Origin of the sequence: Streptomyces sp. NPDC001714 (genome assembly GCF_042892755.1) — a bacterium.
In the GTDB taxonomy this organism is placed as follows: Bacteria; Actinomycetota; Actinomycetes; order Streptomycetales; family Streptomycetaceae; genus Streptomyces.
Genome location: NZ_JBIAUL010000038.1, coordinates 49,321 through 64,951, shown reverse-complemented (window position 1 = coordinate 64,951; position 15,631 = coordinate 49,321). Strand labels below are relative to the sequence as shown.

At 71.5% G+C, this 15,631-nt stretch carries 14 protein-coding genes; all 14 read left to right on the top strand.

Annotated features, from left to right (window positions below; all coding sequences use genetic code 11):
- Positions 1–898 precede the first annotated feature (898 nt).
- The 14 genes from ACFY0P_RS49330 to ACFY0P_RS49265 all read left to right on the top strand — a co-directional run bounded on the left by ACFY0P_RS49330 (position 899) and on the right by ACFY0P_RS49265 (position 15,546).
- Positions 899–1,468, top strand: a complete 570-nt coding sequence (locus ACFY0P_RS49330) for a hypothetical protein (protein WP_388929059.1) — start codon at positions 899–901, stop codon at positions 1,466–1,468.
- A 70-nt stretch (positions 1,469–1,538) separates the two neighbouring features.
- Positions 1,539–1,823, top strand: coding sequence for a hypothetical protein (locus tag ACFY0P_RS49325; RefSeq protein ID WP_388929058.1), 285 nt, complete (start codon positions 1,539–1,541; stop codon positions 1,821–1,823).
- 121 nt (positions 1,824–1,944) lie between these two features.
- On the top strand, positions 1,945–2,589 hold the full coding sequence (locus ACFY0P_RS49320; RefSeq protein WP_388929057.1) for a hypothetical protein: 645 nt from the start codon (positions 1,945–1,947) through the stop codon (positions 2,587–2,589).
- Between the two features lie 624 nt (positions 2,590–3,213).
- On the top strand, positions 3,214–6,765 hold the full coding sequence (locus ACFY0P_RS49315) for a DUF3560 domain-containing protein (RefSeq protein ID WP_388929056.1): 3,552 nt from the start codon (positions 3,214–3,216) through the stop codon (positions 6,763–6,765).
- Positions 6,766–6,859: 94 nt separating this feature from the next.
- On the top strand, positions 6,860–7,117 hold the full coding sequence (locus ACFY0P_RS49310) for a hypothetical protein (RefSeq protein WP_388929055.1): 258 nt from the start codon (positions 6,860–6,862) through the stop codon (positions 7,115–7,117).
- Positions 7,118–7,221: 104 nt separating this feature from the next.
- The gene (locus ACFY0P_RS49305; protein ID WP_388929054.1) at positions 7,222–7,935 is read left to right on the top strand and encodes a PP2C family protein-serine/threonine phosphatase; all 714 of its coding nucleotides are present in this window, start codon (positions 7,222–7,224) and stop codon (positions 7,933–7,935) included.
- 83 nt (positions 7,936–8,018) lie between these two features.
- The gene (locus ACFY0P_RS49300; protein ID WP_388929053.1) at positions 8,019–8,906 is read left to right on the top strand and encodes a methyltransferase; all 888 of its coding nucleotides are present in this window, start codon (positions 8,019–8,021) and stop codon (positions 8,904–8,906) included.
- Positions 8,907–8,993: 87 nt separating this feature from the next.
- Positions 8,994–10,211, top strand: coding sequence for a DUF6573 family protein (locus ACFY0P_RS49295; protein WP_388929052.1), 1,218 nt, complete (start codon positions 8,994–8,996; stop codon positions 10,209–10,211).
- 59 nt (positions 10,212–10,270) lie between these two features.
- Positions 10,271–10,558 (top strand): hypothetical protein, encoded by a 288-nt coding sequence (locus ACFY0P_RS49290; RefSeq protein WP_388929051.1) that lies wholly within the window; start codon positions 10,271–10,273, stop codon positions 10,556–10,558.
- Positions 10,559–10,651: 93 nt separating this feature from the next.
- The gene (locus ACFY0P_RS49285) at positions 10,652–12,190 is read left to right on the top strand and encodes a ParB/RepB/Spo0J family partition protein (protein ID WP_388929050.1); all 1,539 of its coding nucleotides are present in this window, start codon (positions 10,652–10,654) and stop codon (positions 12,188–12,190) included.
- 88 nt (positions 12,191–12,278) lie between these two features.
- Entirely contained in the window at positions 12,279–12,902 is a 624-nt protein-coding gene (locus ACFY0P_RS49280; RefSeq protein ID WP_388929049.1) for a hypothetical protein, read from the top strand.
- A gap of 46 nt (positions 12,903–12,948) precedes the next feature.
- Positions 12,949–13,692, top strand: coding sequence for a hypothetical protein (locus tag ACFY0P_RS49275; RefSeq protein ID WP_388929048.1), 744 nt, complete (start codon positions 12,949–12,951; stop codon positions 13,690–13,692).
- The gene (locus ACFY0P_RS49270; protein WP_388929047.1) at positions 13,689–14,447 is read left to right on the top strand and encodes a hypothetical protein; all 759 of its coding nucleotides are present in this window, start codon (positions 13,689–13,691) and stop codon (positions 14,445–14,447) included. The genes ACFY0P_RS49275 and ACFY0P_RS49270 overlap by 4 nt, the downstream gene beginning before the upstream one ends.
- A 106-nt stretch (positions 14,448–14,553) precedes the next feature.
- Entirely contained in the window at positions 14,554–15,546 is a 993-nt protein-coding gene (locus ACFY0P_RS49265) for a hypothetical protein (protein ID WP_388929046.1), read from the top strand.
- The last annotated feature ends 85 nt before the right edge of the window (positions 15,547–15,631 follow it).

Sequence of the window (15,631 nt, the reverse complement as noted above, 5' to 3'; positions counted from 1 at the left end):
GTGGGTTATGGAATTGGCCTCCGGCCATTCCATAACCCTGCGTGCCTCCGGCACGAAAAGACGGGCGGAGAGGGTTTGTGCCTCCGGCACAAATTCGGGGTGCTGATTTTGATTGTGAGGGTGGGGAGTTCGGGTTTGAGTTGGGGATTGGGTTGAGGGTCCGTCATGGCCCGTATCCCGGGGTGGGTTTCAGGGGAACTCTCCGGTTCCCTTAAAACCGAGGGGAATTGAATTGTATTCCGTGGAGAAAAGTAAACCACGGAATACGAGAGGAGGGCAATACGGGCCCCTCCGGGGCCCGGTTGCCCGTTCAGGGGTTCCGGGGAGGGGGGGTGGGCTGCCTCCGGCAGAGCCGCCGGGCCTGCCCCGGGTGAGTGAGGCGGAGGAGAGAGACGGACAGAGGGAGGAGGGCGGGGCAGGGAGCTGGAGGAGGAGAGAGGAAGGGAGAGGAGCCCTCCGGGCCCCTGCTCCCCTCCCCCATTCTCCTTGGCCCGTCCACCGGGCCCCACAGCACGACACGGCACAGCGCGGCGGCGCCAGCCGACGCGCAACCCACACCAGGCCGACCCCAATCCCCGAAGCCCACCACACCACCCCACCCCCACACCCATAACTCACTCATCCTTCAGCCGGCGCGGGAAAAGTGGCAGCAGAGGGGATGTCAGACCCCCGACCACGCGCGGAACCCTTGGTTGACCTGCGGATACGTCAACCCTCCCGGAGAGGCTCGCGCAAGAGATGTCGCAAGAGATGTCGCAGGAGTAGCCGCAAGGGATGTTGCAAGAGATGTCGCAAGGTTCGGCGTTTCGGGTGCCTTCCCCGCCCGGAGAGCGTATTATTGATTTTGGAGTCGGGCGGCAACCTGACTCAGTCTCAATCACCAACAGGAGGAGCCCCCTTGAACGCGGAAGCGGAAACCGTCGACGCGGTAAGCCGACTCACGATCCACCTTGCTGGAGAGCACGAGACCGACGCATCCATTGGTCTGACGCTCATTCCCCTTCTGAAGATCCCCACGGCAATCATCGAATTCCGGCACCCTACCGGCGCGCGCGTTTGGTGGGAAGGCTGGTGCGAGGCCGCCGCAATGCTCGACAGGATCTTTCCCGAACAGGTCGACGCGGGAGAAATGCGCGAGCCCGAACTGACCATCAATTCGTACGTGATCCTGGACGACGCGCCCCGCCGCGCCAAAATCCGGGCCCGCAGCGCGGCAGTAAGCCCCGACGGAATCGGCGCACTTTCCGTCACCGTTGGAGGTCTGACAATCGCGTGCGCGTCCCGCGCGGCTGTCGAGTGCCAGGTGCGCGGGTGGCGCGAGGCGTACGACATGTTCGCCAGTGACGGAGGGTTCGGACTGCCGTCCGCCGACGAGGTGGCCGCGCGCGTCCGGGCCGACCACGCCCGCCACGGGGCCAACGAGCTGTTGACGGCCGCCGAGGAGCAGCGGGCAGCCCGGACGAAGTGACGCGCCCAGGGTGGGGCGCCCGCCGGTCGCCCCACCCTCCCGGAGCGACAGCCACCAGAGAGGGGACAGCATGACCACCACAGGACCGATCAGCCGAGGGCAGCGGGTACGCATCGAGCGCAACCCCACCCGGAGTCTGGCCGCCCACGCCCGCCCGAGGACCGCGAACCAGCCCGCCCCGTGGCCCGAGGTATGGGAAGGCACCGTGTTGGAAGTGACGTACAGCGAAGGCGAGTTGACCGACGTCGAGGTCTACGGCAAGCGCGAGAGCACCGGCGAGACCAAGCGGGTCGGATTCAGCCTCACCCGAAACCCGTTCTTCCGTACGACCGTGACGCCGGTCGAGTCGCCCTAACTGCCCACGTCCGGGGGGGGATTGTGGGTTGACGATCACCCCCCGCGAGAGTGTATTATTGATTCTGCGGGTGAGCGGCAACTCACCCGCCGCCAACTCACCAACCCAAGGCAGGGGAACGATGAGCGAGTACCAAGACCACGTACGGCAGAGCCTCGAAGGGCAGAACGTCGAGCCGAGCGAGGATCTCGGCATGGACGCGATGCGGTGGAGCCCCGCACCCGTCAGCGACGCCGAGACGGACGACGCGATGCAGTCCGCCGCCGACAGGGCGCACGCGTTGCTCGACCGTGCGGCCGACGCGTACCTGTCTCTCCTGGACACCGTTCTTGGCGACGGGACACACCACATGGTGGCCAACGCCAGCACGCCGCACGGTGACCGCACCGAAGGCCAGGAACTGACCGTCATCGGTGACGCCCTGATCATCAACGAGGCCGCATCCACGCGGGTGTGCGCAGTGATCGCGGCAGCCATGGTCGGATGCGCGACCGGTGCAGTCGTCGTGCGGACGTTCGGCCCCGACGGGTCGGAGTTCGTACGCGGCTGGAGGGTCCGGAACTTCTGGCTTCGGCCACTCACCGCGCAGGAGATCCGGGAGGCGTACACCGTCGACACCGAGACCGGTGCGCCGGTGGCCCCGGAACCGGGCGTTGAGTACCGGCAGGCCGAGCGGGTTCCCCGCCCGGACCAGGCCCCGACGCACGGCGAGAGCGCCAGCCACACCGCGCCCCGGGACAACCGGCCCCCGAACCGCCGCAACTGAGCACCACCCGCCGGGGCCGGTCACCCGACCGGCCCCGGCGGGAACGCCCCTGCCTCCCCCTGCCCTGCCTCCCGGTGTGAGCGGCAACTCACCCGGCACCAACCCGCCCAGGAGTGACCCGACATGACCGCGACCACGCGCCCCGCCAGCAGCTCGCGCGCCCCCGCCCAGACGCCGGCCCCTGCCGAAGTGCCGGCGCCCACCGCCCCGCCCGCCGAGCAGCCCCACACGGCGGACGGCCGAGGGGTGGCCCTCCCCCGCAACCTGGCCCGCCTCACCGCCCGGGCCGAGGAGGCCGGATGGACGGCCACCGTCCAGACGCAGCCCGGACACTGCGCGCTGCTGCTCACCGCCCGCCAGGAGGCCGGGGAAACCGTCCTGCGCTGCGTGTGGCGACTCACCGCCCGGGGACACCGCTGGGACGGCGCCACCCTCACCCGCTACGGCCACACGGCCGCCCAGGGCATCGCATGGCGCACCGTCGCGGACCTGGTGACCGCCGAGGCGCCCACCGCCCGCACACAGCCGACCGCGCCGGACCGGACGGACGCTCCGGCGCCCGGTCCGGCCGAGACCGCGGCGAAGACTTCGGCCTCCCGGAAGCGTGCCCGTAAGGCGCCGTCTGTGACGGAAGTCGAGCGCGCGCGTAGGGCGGCGGAGGAGTGGCCGGAAGCGATGCAAGCGCGGTCGCTGGACGACCGTTACGAGGGGGAGTTCCGGCGCTCCGACCTGCTGTCGGAACTGTCCGTGTGCGGTGAGCGGTTCCCGTTCCGCTTCCATTTCAAGTCGGGCGGCGGACACACTGTGAGCCTTCCGACGGGGGCCGTGCGCGGTACGTGGGGTGAGGTCACGGGGGCCGCTATCGCGTACGTGATCGCGGAGCGTCCGGCGGCGGTGCTGCGCGCGACGGCCGAAACGGCGCGCGTGTACGGCATCCATGCGGAGAGGGCGGCGCAGAAGGCGGAAGAGAACGCACAGACAGCCGTATCGGTCGGCATGGCGCGCGCTGCCCTGGACACGGTCCGTGCGTTCGCTCAGCGCATCGATTGGGACGGGCTGACGGACGAGCAGTACGACAGCGCCCGGGGTGCAGTCCGTGAGGCCGAAGAGTGCGCAGAGGCCGCAGAGGCCGCGTACGGGCGGGGCGACGTCGACACGGCCCGCTGGGAAGCGCGTGACGCTCTCGCCGTCGCACGCTGGTTCGGACTTGACGCGCCGTCGGCTCAGGAGTGCGCGGAGCGCGCGCCGGAACCGCGCGCGGTAGCAGGGCGGGTGCGGCCGGAAGCGTCGGCGTTCCTCCTGCGCATCACCCGCCCGGGGTGGGAGGGACCGGCCGAGAAGACCGAGGCACGGGCCAGCGACGCTCCGGCTGGTAGCGGCGTGACACCGGACGTTCCGGCCGAGGAGAACGAGGCCAAGAAGACCCCGGCGATGTTGCCCGACTTCGTGTCGGACCCCGGAGGGGTGGACGGGTGGGAGACCGACGGGGGCGCGGTTGAGGTGCTGCCGGTGATCTGCCACGGCAACGGGGGTGGGGTGTTCCCGGTGGCGTTCCGTGGCCCGTACGAGGGCACGGTGCGGGTGTCGCGGGCGTGGCTGACGGAGCGTGCGCGCCGTGCGCTGACCGTGGCGCGTGAACGGCTGACGGTGGCGGAGGAACACGCGGAGACGTGCGCGGCATGGCGGCGGGATGCCTACGACCTTCACCAGGAAGTACGCCGGTCGGCTGGTGTGCTGGGTGAGCGTGTGGTGGTGCATTACGAGACGTCCGGCGGGTGGTCGGAGCGTGCCCGTAAGGCGTCGTGGGCGGCGGATACGCGGCGGACGGCTGCACGGGATGCCGTCCGGCGGTGTGAGCGTGAGCTGTCCGGCCTGGAGGAGGAGGCGGCGGAACCGGGGCGCCGGTCTGAGTCGGCGCGTGAGTTCCTCGCGCGTACCGTGTCTGGGGATGTTCCGGCCGGTCGTGGGGCGTGGGTGTCCGCCGACGGTGGTACGGCGGTGATGTTCGAGCTTCCCGCAGACATCGACGTGAACCCGGACGTGAGGCACGGGGAAGCGAACGAGCACCGTCGGGCATTCGTCGACCTGTTGGCCGATGCCGTGTCGGCCCGTGACGAAGGGCGGGCGCTGATCGGGCGTGACCTCCCGTCGAAGAAGACGCACGGGCGTACGGGCGGGATTGAGAAGGGGCAGGCGTCCGCGTCGGTCAGGGCCCTGGTTCAGCCGTGGAAGGCGCCGAAGATCCCGGCGGAGGGTAAGGCGCCGACGGCGGCTCAGTTGGAGGACTGGCAGGACGGTTACGCGGGTGCGCCGGTCGTGGCGGAGACGGAGGCGGCGCCGGGTGTGTGGCTGCCCATGGCTGCCGTCGCGTTCGCCGAGACGGCGATGGCGAACGGGTGGACCGTCGCAATGCAGCGCCAGGGCGCCACGGTGACCGTGCGCGCCGGGGGGCGGGCCACGGGCAAGGATCCGGGGGAAGTGCGCGCGGTGTGGTCGGCCGGTCTGTACGACGTGAGCGCGTCGGGTGCATGGGTGGACGGGGTCCGGCTGGGCATCGTGGCGACGCTCCACGCGGTGAACGCCACGGTTGCTCAGCAGTGCAAGGCGCCGGGTGTTCTGGCCGAGGACGCGCGGCCGGACGCGCACGCGGATGCGGTCGACCTGGACGGGTGGGAGGGCGAGGGCGGAGCGCTCGCGCGGGACGGCGGAGAGCTCCCCCCGCCGGCAACCCGTGCCGAGGTGTCCGCGCGGGCGGCTCACGTGGTGTCCGACCCGTCCGGGGTGGACGTGTGGGAGGCAGAGGGGGGCGCAGTGCCGGGCGTCGACACCCCGGCCCCCGTCGCGGCGGCTGTGGCGGTTATGCCGATCGACTGGGCGAAGCCTGCCGGGCGCGGTGACTGCGCGGCGGCCAACACATGTGGCGGGTTCGGGGTGCTGCTGTGGGACGTGCCCGGCTGTGCTCCGCGCTGCGCCGAGTGCGCCGCACGGGTCATGGGGCAGTCTCCGGCGGCGCTGCGCGCGCTCACCCTGCCCGGGGACGTCGCGGAGGAGGAGGCCGAGGCAGCCGACATCGTCATCCGGCACACCCACGAGGACGGCACCACCGTTGAGGGTTCCTCCAAGGGTGACGGGGTGTGGGAAGCGTTGCGCCCGCTTGGCTGGACCTACCGGCGTACCCCGGGGATCTTCATCCGCGGCAGCCGATACAAGGGCGCCGACCGATGGAAGATCAACCGGGCTGCGGACGCGGTGCGCGCACTCGGCCTGTCATGCGCTGTGGTGATCGAGGAAGCCATGTCGTTCGCCGAGCGGGAGGCCGCCCGCGTGGACGCGGCCGAGGACCGGGCGCAGCGGTACGCGGACCGGTCCGGACGTGCGGCGGCATCGTCGCAGGCTGCGCGGGATGCCTCGGACCGGATCGGCGAACGGTTCTGGATGGGGCAGCCGATCTTGGTAGGCCACCATTCGGAAGGGCGCGCCCGCAGGGATCAGGAGCGCATGCACAACGCCATGCGCAAGAGCATCGACGAGGGCGAGCGGGCCGGTTACTGGGCATCCCGTGCGGCGGCGGCTGAGGCGTACGAGCGGTACCGGAAGAACCCGGGGCGCACACTGCGCCGTATCGAGAAGCTGGAGGCGGAGCGGCGCGGCGTTCTGCGGGAGCGCGACGGCGTCGACGACAAGGGCCGCCCGGCTGATGTGTGGCGGCGCCCGCCGTCCGAGGCCCGCCGGGAGGAGCTGACGCGCCGTCTGGCCGAGTACGACGAAGAGCTGACGTACTGGGCGGAGACGATCAAGGAGGCGGAGCGGCGCGGCTTCAAGGTGTGGGGTCGGGCCGACTTTGTGAAGGGCGATTTCGTGCAGTGGCGGGGGTCCTGGTACGAGGTGACCCGGGTCAACGCCAAGACGGCGACCGTGCCTCACATCCACGCCGCATTCGATGGCGGCGCCGTCGGCGCCGTCGGCGGCTGCCGCGTGGTCACCCGCGCGGCAACAGCTGAGACCCGGCACAAGGGCAGCACGTACACGCTCCCCTACAACGAGGTGAGCGGGCGCATGTCGGCCGAGCAGATGCGGGCTGCACTGGCGGGCGAGGCGATCCCCGCCGACCCGCGCGACATCACCCCGGAGCCTGCCCCGACACCGGGTTCATTGCCGCCGTCGCCGCCGGCCTGACCGTCACCACGCCGACCCCCACCGCCTCACCACCCCATGGCCGGGCGCCCACGGCGCCGGCCGCCTCCCAGGATTCCTCAGAGGAAGCACAGCTATGCGACTGAGCAAGCGCCGAGCGACCACCCTGAACCGACGCGCGCGGTTTCTGCACCAGCACCGCAAGCAGCGGGGCACGTTGCCGTGCCTGGAGACCGGCGGGACCCAGGTCTACGCCTACTGGAGCTGCGGTGAAGGCCTGGTGGTGTCCGTCCATCTGGACACCGGCGAGGTACCAGGCGACCTGATCAGCCCGGACGGAACGATCCCGATCCGGATCACGGTCAACGGTGAAGGTGTCTTCAGCGCCGACTGATACGGCGGAAGCGTTGAACCTCCCACCACATGCGCGTATTATTGATTTCACGGATGAGCGGCAACTCATCCGCCGCCAACTCGAATCGCGTGAAAGGACAGGGCATGCCCACCCACGCCACGTACCAGCTCATCGGCAGCCGCTCCCACCAGTGCGACGCCACCGCCACCTACACCCACAACGGCGCCCGCGCGTACGTGCTGTGCGACGGCATCGGCTCCAGTGACGCGGTACGCGACTGGACCCGCACGGCCGCACGCCGACTCGCCCGCACCGCCGCCCTTCAGGCCGACGCCGAGGCCGGCCTACGGGCCGCCTACGAGGCGTACGCCGCCGAGCCTGACCGGCAGGACGAACACACCCGCTACGACCTGCCCGCCGCGTGCGCCGTCGTGGCTGTCACCGCCCCCGGCAGGCCGCTCACCGTTGCCTGGTGCGGTGACGCCCGCGCCTACGTCCTCAACCCGCGCGGCACCCTCCACCGCCTCACCGAAGATCACAATCTTCGCCGCGTCTTCCGCGGCAGCCGCAACCGCGTCACGTCGTACCTCGGAGCAACGGAGACCGACGAGGAGCGCAAGGCGCAGGTCGGACATCCCGCGATCGAGTCCGTGACCCGCGACATGGAGAACTGCCGCCTGCTGCTCGTCAGCGACGGCGCATACGAGCCCCTGGAGGACTCGAACCGCGGACTTGCCGACTACCTCACCGGCTCCCCGAAGCTGGCCGCGCGCTCCGTCGCCGCCTTCGCGGTCAGCCACGCCGGACCCCACATCGACAACGCCACCGCCCTGGTCGCCGACCTGCGCACCGCGTAGCCCCGCCCGCCACGCACCCGACCCCGCCGGTCCGGGCAGCCCCCGGACCGGCGCACCGCCCCTCCCTCGAAAGGAGGCCAGCCATGGCCGCGAAGCTCAGCAAGGAGCTGACCAAGCAGCACAACCGGGCGCGCGAACTGGTCGACAGTGAGCGGGTCTTGACGCAGGAGGAGCGGGAATTCGTTCTCGACCACTTCCACGAGTCCGCCAACATGGGCCGCACCCTGGACGGCGCGTTCTTCACCCCGGCCGAGCTCGCCGGCGAACTCCACCACGTGATCCCGGGTGACCGCATCATCGACCTGTGCGCGGGCATCGGGCGCCTGGCCTGGCACGCCCGCGACTACTGGAACCGGCGCTGGGAGCGCCTCCCGCCGCGCGAGATCGTATGCGTGGAGCAGAACCCGGAGTACGTGAGGGTCGGGCGGCGGGTCCTGCCGGAGGCGACGTGGATCTGTGCCGATGTGCTCGACGTCCCGGGCATGGACCTTGGCCCGTTCGACTGTGCGATCAGCAACCCGCCGTTCGGGCGGATCAAGCGCAGCCGCAACGCCCCCGGCTATCGGGGGCCGCTGTTCGAGTTCCACGTGATCGCGGTCGCCGAGACGCTCGCCCGGCGAGGGGCGTTCATCATCCCGAGGGAGTCCGCACCGTTCCGCATCGAGACCGGTTTCGTCGCGCAGGACTCGCCCGCGTACGAGCGCTTCCACCGCGAGACCGGAATCAAGCTCCGGCCCAACCCCGGTATCCCCACCGACCCTTTCCGTGACCAGTGGCGTGACGCCTCACCGGCCGTCGAAATCGTGGTGCGCAACCGCGACGAAGACGAGTTGGAGGCGAGGGCCGAACAGGCCGCCCGGGTGCGGCAGTCGGCGAGCGCCCGGACGCTCCGGCCGACCGTAGCGGATGCCACCACGCCCAAGACCGCACGGAAGACGAGAGACACGGAAGGCGCGGACACCTTGTTCTGAAGCCCTCAATCCCCCGTGAGGGTGTATTATTGATTTTATAAGTGAGCGGCAACTCGCTTGGTCACCAACTTCGCAGGAGGACGCACCATGACCACGATCCGCCGGAACTGGACCAACCGCGTTGCGCAGATCCGCGCAGCGGCCCGTTTCTGCCGCGCCTACGACTCCGACAGCGGCAACATGCGGCCGGTCGACCCAGCCCGCGCATTCGAAGCCTGGGAAAGCGCGCCGCGCGCCCGGCTCACCGAGGACACCCCCGGGCAGAAGTGGACGGTCCACGTTCACTCCAACCGGTTCTACGAACTGACCGCCGAGGCCCCCGCCGTCCCCGCGCACGATGCGCCGGCCGCCGAGGTTCCCGCGGCTCCCACCGCCGGGCCCGGCTCTGGGCACGCGCACCAGGCCGCCGGACCGGCCAGCGCGCAGGACCGCAGCGCGGCTTGCACGCTCGCCCGGCACACGCGGGCATCCGGTGTGCCGGGGCGTGACCGTCTGCCCGGTCATCTGCCCGCCCTGGCGGTCGATCTCGTGGGAAAGACCGTCCGCGTGAAGCTCGCCCAGGGCTACAGCCACGAGCAGATCCGGGACGAGTTCGAGCAGGAGCGGGCGGAGGCCGTGACCGTCGGCGACGCCGGGAGGGTTGCGGCCCTGGGGACGGTGCTGGAGGTGCACGCGGCGATGGTGGCCGAGGAGGACGCCGCCCAGTCGCCCACCGGCCCCGCACCGGCCGACCACGGCCACAGTTCCCCGCACGACCAGGAGCCCGCCCGGCACCGCCCCGGCTCGCCGCGTGAAGAGCGGGTGAGCAGCGACAGCGTGCTGTCCCGCATCGATGCGGTTCTGGACGACGCCGCCGTCACCGACGACCCCGACGTCAGCGACGACGCCATGCGGTCGGTCCCGCTGGCCGACCCGGGCGACATCATCCACGCCTACACCCGCGCCCGGGCCCTGGCAGACGGCGTCCTGGTCGCCGCCGACGCCGAGCTGGCGCGGGAGGCCGGCTTCCGCGTCCCGGTCGCCCTCACCAGCGCCGTATGGGAAGGCTGCGTGGCGTGGAACGAAGGCGACAGCGAACGGCAGACGCCGCAGGACGAGCGCGGCCGTCTGTGGGACGTACTGACCATGGCCCGCCACGCGATCCGGCGCAGCGGCGGAGGCGGAGGTGAGGTCACCATCGACCTGCGGCGGGTGCCGCGCGACGGCCGCACCCGGCAGGCCCGGCCGGTCCAGCTCGTCTGCGCAATCGGCCCCGGCGACCACGGCGAACCCGTGATCACCATCATGGAACCCCACGAGGACTGATCACCTAGCCAGCCCGGGGCGCACCGCCCCCGGGCCCGGGCCCGAAAGGACCAGCCCCCATGACGACCCCCGCAGCAGTCGCCGACCGCGTCGCCGAGATCCTCGGCGGCAACTGGACGGCCACCGCCGGCCCATGGAAAGCCTCCGGCCACCTGGACGCCCCAGGAGCCGACCCGTACGCGCTCCACGTCGACGAACACGGCGAGCTCTGCCTGTGGGCAAGCCTCAACCCCCTTGGCCCCATCGCCGTGTTCCGCGAAGTCCACACCCCCGAGGACATCGAGGCGGTCGCCAAGGGCATCGCCGAGGAGATCCGCCAGCATCACACCCCAGCCGACCAGGGATAAAAGGCCTTGCTCCATTCCCTAAATGGCGTATAATTGATTTCACGGGCAAGCGGCAACTTGCCCAACACCAACCGAGCCCACGAGGAGCAATCCGTGAGCGACACCGCAACAACCACACCGATGCAGCGGGTCACCCTGCAGCTCGGCCAGATCCGCGTCAACGAGAACAACGTCCGCCAGGACCTCAACCTGGACGAGAAGTTCCTCAAGTCCGTCGCGGCCAACGGCGTGAAGGTCCCCGTCGTGGTCCTCCCGCTCGGCGAGGACACCTACGAACTGAAGATGGGCCACCGGCGCTACTTCGCCGCCCGGGCCACCAAGGAGACCGGCGAGGAGCAGGACGCGATCGAGGTCCCCGCGTACGTGCTCGACCCCTCCCTGCGCGAGGCGGGCGAGGACTTCATCGACCAGCTCATCGAGAACGACGACGACTACCGCCGGGGCCTGACCGAGCTGGAGCAGGCCGACGCCCTGTTCGGCGCGGTCGGCGCGGGCATGAAGCAGGCCAGGGTCGCCGAACTCACTGGCCGCTCCCGCAGGGACGTGTCCCAGGCGGTGAGGACCGCGAAGTCGGTGGGCGAGCGGACCCGTTCGGCACTCGCCGAGGCCGGTACCTACGACCTCGACCTCGAAGTGCTCGGTGTGCTGGGCGAGTTCGACGACGACGCCGACGCCGTCAACCGGCTGCTGGAGGCCTACGCCAAGGGCCGCTTCGAGTTCCAGGTGCAGTGGGAGCGCGACGACCGCGCCGAGCAGCGCGCCCGTGAGCAGGTCCGCCCGCAGCTTCAGGCCGCCGGTGTGCGGCTGGCCGAGGACGGCGACACGCTTCCGGCCACCGTCGAGCCGCTCAGCGAGCTGGACGGCCCGGACGGCGAGCCCATGAGCGCCGAGGCGCACGCCGAGTGCCCCGGACACGTGGCGACCTGGGCCGAGAACCCCCGCGAGCCCGGCGAGGTGGAGTACTTCTGCACCGACCCGGAGCGCTTCGGCCACTACCCGCCCCAGGAGGACGCCGCCGAGACGGACGGCGACCAGGCCGAGGAGCAGCCGCAGGCGACGGGGGCGGCCAAGCCGTCGGAGCCGTCGCGCGAGTACGTCAAGGCGGGCAACAAGGCCTACCGCGCCGCCGAGAAGGCCCGGCAGGCGTGGCTGAAGGACCTGATCGGCCGCAAGACCGCGCCGAAGCCGCTCGCCGCGTTCATCACCGAGCAGCTCCTTTCCTGCCCCAAGCCGGTGGCTCAGTGGGTGGGCGACGCGGGCCGCCGGGACCTGGTCAAGGAGCTGACCGGCTACGACGCCCCCGCCGAGCGCGCGAAGTCGGCGACCCCGGCCAAGCTCACGCTGCTGAACTTCGCGGTGCTGGCCGCGACGTTCGAGAAGCGGATGGGCGAGGTGCGGACCTGGCGCACCGACAGCACCGCCCGCTCGGCCGTGTACGAGCTGCGGGAGATCCGCGAGGACGCCCGCACGTGGCTGGAGTTCCTTGCCGAGATCGGCTACCCGCTCTCCAGCGTCGAACAGGCCATCGTCGACGACGAGCCCTACCAGGAGGGCGAGCCGGACGCGGCAGACGAGGACACCCCGGACGCTCCGGACGCCGTGAGCGTCGAGGACTCCGAGGACGCGTCCTGACCTGCTGCCCGGGCCGGACCTGTCAGGTCCGGCCCGGGCGCCCTCCCCCTTCCCCTCTCTGCGCGCCGCCCGCCCGGAAGGCCTCGCCATGCTCCGCTCCGAACTCCGTCTGAACGCCTCTGTGTTCGTCGCCCAGGCCGCCGTCAGCAACCACACGGGCCTGATCGCCCGGTCCGGGCTCGCCATGCCGGCCGCGCCGTTCGGCTCCCCCGCCTGGCAGCTGCCCGCCCTGGTCTCCTACCTTCACCGCCTCCACCAGGACGAGGAGGACCCCGCCCCCGACCTGTGGCGCGCGCACACCGAGCGCCAGACGGGCCCGGTGCCCCGCCCGCACATCCGCTACCAGGCTGACGGCCTGCACGACGCGGACGCGGTGTGCGTGCTCGACATCCAGCTCGGGCCGCGCGACGAGGAGACCGGCTGGCCCGCCGCCGATCTCGCCGTCATCGAGCAGGAGGAAGGCGCCTGCCCCTTCGGGCGTGTCACCCGCCGCCACGGGGTCGAGGCGATCGCCGCGTATACCGCCCAGGAGCTGACCGCCGAGCACGCGGCGCTGATGGACCGCGCCCGCCAGCACCAGGACGCCTACTTCGTGCGCCTCGCAGGACTGGCCCAGCGTGCCGCCGAGTGGGCCGACAAGGTCCGCGCCGCCGCACACGCCGATGCCGTCCACGTCCAGGCCGACCGCGCCCGGGCCCGCATCACCCGCTGACCGCCCCGCACACCCGCGCCGACTACCGCCTGTGGAGGCCTGCGCCATGTACGTGTTCGAGCCCGCCTCTCCGACCTACGCGATCTCCGACACCATCGTCGAACACCACCTGCGCGGCCGTGACCGCACCCGTGCCGACCTGCCCGGCGGCTACCGGCTGACCCTGCGCACCCGCGAGCGGCACGGCCGGCTTGAGGCCGCTCTGGCCGCGCCGTCGCCCACCGGCCCCGCCCGGATCTGCACCGCGCGCATCAGCGCGCACACCCCGACGCCCGTCACGTCGCGCATTCTCGACGCGGTCACCCGCTACGCCCCGGCCCTGCCCGACGCCCGCGACGCCCACCCGTCCCCCGAGGCCGTTGCCCGCCTGCTCACCACCGGCGCCCCCTTCCGGCAGCCTGGCGAGCCGGGCCTGTTCGTCCAGTTCGGGCACGCGCAGGCCTGGCTGGAGGGCCGACGGCTCAGCGTCACCCTGGGTGCCCCCGGCAGCGGGCTGAGCCTCACCCTGGGCGGTCCCTGGGACGCACCGTCCACTGCCCGTCTCACCGCCGCCGTCCTGCGAGAGCTGACCGGCGCGAGGGAACTGACCGGCCAGGTCGCCTCGCTGCTGCCGCACGGACCATGGCAGGTCCTGTCCGACCAATGGCACCCCGCCGCCGCGCTGGTCCTGCCCTCAGATCCGCACTGGGATCCGGAAGACCCGCTCGGCCGCCGCTCCTCCCGGGCCCTGCGCGCGCTGCAGCACGGGCTGTGCACGGACCGGCCGGACTGGGACTTCCAGGAGCTGTGATCTCCGTCGAGGGCTCGGCCGTCGCCCTGCGCGTCACCCCGCGCGGCCGCACCGTCCCCCACCTGGTCCGCTCGGTGGTGGGCACCGGCCGCTTCGTGCCAGGGGAGTTGGGGAACACCCGCACGACGTTCCTGCCCACCGACCTGCCGGCGTTCCCCTGCCTCGCCCCGTACCTGATGCCGCGCGCCGTCACGGCGCCCCTGGACCTCTACGTCGCCCCGCAGGCCGAACGCGACATCTACGGCGTGAAGCTGGATCTCGGCGGCTGGCGGTACGTCCTGGACGCCCAGGCGGTGTTCTACGGGCCCGGCTGGTACCCGTTCCACGAACACGTGACCCGCCGGGAGAAGGACCCCACCGCCCCGCTCAACGACCGCTCGGTGCCCACCGGCCGCACCGTTCCCGTCCGGGTGCGGATTTCCCCCGACGCCCAACACCGCTCCTGGCGCAACGAGTACGTCGTACTCACCCCCGTCGACCACCGCGTGGAAGCGCGGCTGCAGCTGTACGCCGGGCAGGACCGGGGATGCGCCCTCGTGCGCACCGTCACGCTGCAGATCGACCTGGGGACGATGCGGGTGACGCTCCCCGACCAGATCCCCGCGGGCCCGCTGCGCCACCAGGCCGCCATCAAGGGCGAACGGATCCTCGCCCTTCTGGCAGCCGCGCGGCACGAACGCGATCACGGGGCCAGCGAGCCGCGGGCTGTTCTCGCTCCCTGGAACCGCGGCGACCTGCCCAGCGCGGACACCTGACGCGGTCGCCGACCGCGTGAGCCACACCCACTCTCCGTTTGCCCCACCGCCGGTCCGGGGCGGCAACCCCGGACCGGCCCCACTCGCCAACTCGAAGGACACGCCCGTGAACGCCGTCCTCACCGCCCCGACCCGCCGGATGCCGGCGCCGCCGGTATACGCCCCGTATCCCGAGACGTGCACCTGCACAGCTGCCGTCCGCTACGCCTGCGGCCACTGCTACCACGAACAGTGCCTGGACTGCGGGTTCTGCACGATGGGCAGCTGCGTCTGCCACTGCGAGTACGGCCTCGGCTTCCACCCGGGCGACTCGCCGCCCGAGGGACCGATGTTCTGGATCGGCGGACACCACGCCAACTGGCTGTCCTCCTGGGGCGTGCCGATGTGCGTCTCGCGCTCCGCCCTGACCGGCCGCGCCATGCTGCCCTGCGCCGCCGAGGCCTGGGTGTACGACTCGGGCGCCTTCTCCGAACTCGACAACCACGGCGGATGGACGATCGGCCCGCACGCCTACGTCCGCGAGCTGCGCCAGTTCCGCGACGGGATCGGCCGCCTGGTCTGGGCCGGTCCGCAGGACTGGATGTGCGAGCCCGACATGATCGCCAAAACCGGTCTGTCCGTGAGCGAGCACATCGACCGCACCGTGGGCAACTTCGTCGACCTGATGGCCGAGGACCCCGGCGTCGACATCATCCCGACCGTCCAGGGCTGGCGGCCGGCCGACTACGAAGCCTGCCTGGACCTGTACGACAAGCGCGGCGTCCGGCTGGCGGACTATCCGCTGGTGGGGGTCGGCTCCGTGTGCCGACGCAAGTCGGTCAAGGATGTTCAGGCCGTCCTCGCCACGGTGGCCACCGCCGGACTGCGCCTGCACGGCTTCGGGCTGAAGACCCAAGCGCTGGAGACGTGCGCCGAGTACCTGGCCTCCGCCGACTCCCTGGCGTGGTCGCGCGATGCCCGCTGGAACGCCCCGCTGCCCCAGTGCGAGGGCAAGCACAAGAGCTGCTCCAACTGCGTGCACTGGGCGATGCGCTGGCGCGAACGCGTCCTGGACGTGTTGCACGCCCCCCGTCAGCTGATGCTCCCCACTACGACCTGACCCACCCGCCGGCCGTGCCGGTCCCGGGGCGGCAACCCCGGACCGGCCTTCCTTCACCAACTCAACCGCCCCGAGGGGAACACCC

Coding starts and splice junctions, on each gene's coding strand:
- ACFY0P_RS49325 (WP_388929058.1), top strand. CDS start 1,539: ATGACCACCACAGGACCGATCAGCCGAGGGCAGCGGGTACGCATCGAG.
- ACFY0P_RS49320 (WP_388929057.1), top strand. CDS start 1,945: ATGAGCGAGTACCAAGACCACGTACGGCAGAGCCTCGAAGGGCAGAAC.
- ACFY0P_RS49310 (WP_388929055.1), top strand. CDS start 6,860: ATGCGACTGAGCAAGCGCCGAGCGACCACCCTGAACCGACGCGCGCGG.
- ACFY0P_RS49305 (WP_388929054.1), top strand. CDS start 7,222: ATGCCCACCCACGCCACGTACCAGCTCATCGGCAGCCGCTCCCACCAG.
- ACFY0P_RS49300 (WP_388929053.1), top strand. CDS start 8,019: ATGGCCGCGAAGCTCAGCAAGGAGCTGACCAAGCAGCACAACCGGGCG.
- ACFY0P_RS49295 (WP_388929052.1), top strand. CDS start 8,994: ATGACCACGATCCGCCGGAACTGGACCAACCGCGTTGCGCAGATCCGC.
- ACFY0P_RS49290 (WP_388929051.1), top strand. CDS start 10,271: ATGACGACCCCCGCAGCAGTCGCCGACCGCGTCGCCGAGATCCTCGGC.
- ACFY0P_RS49280 (WP_388929049.1), top strand. CDS start 12,279: ATGCTCCGCTCCGAACTCCGTCTGAACGCCTCTGTGTTCGTCGCCCAG.
- ACFY0P_RS49275 (WP_388929048.1), top strand. CDS start 12,949: ATGTACGTGTTCGAGCCCGCCTCTCCGACCTACGCGATCTCCGACACC.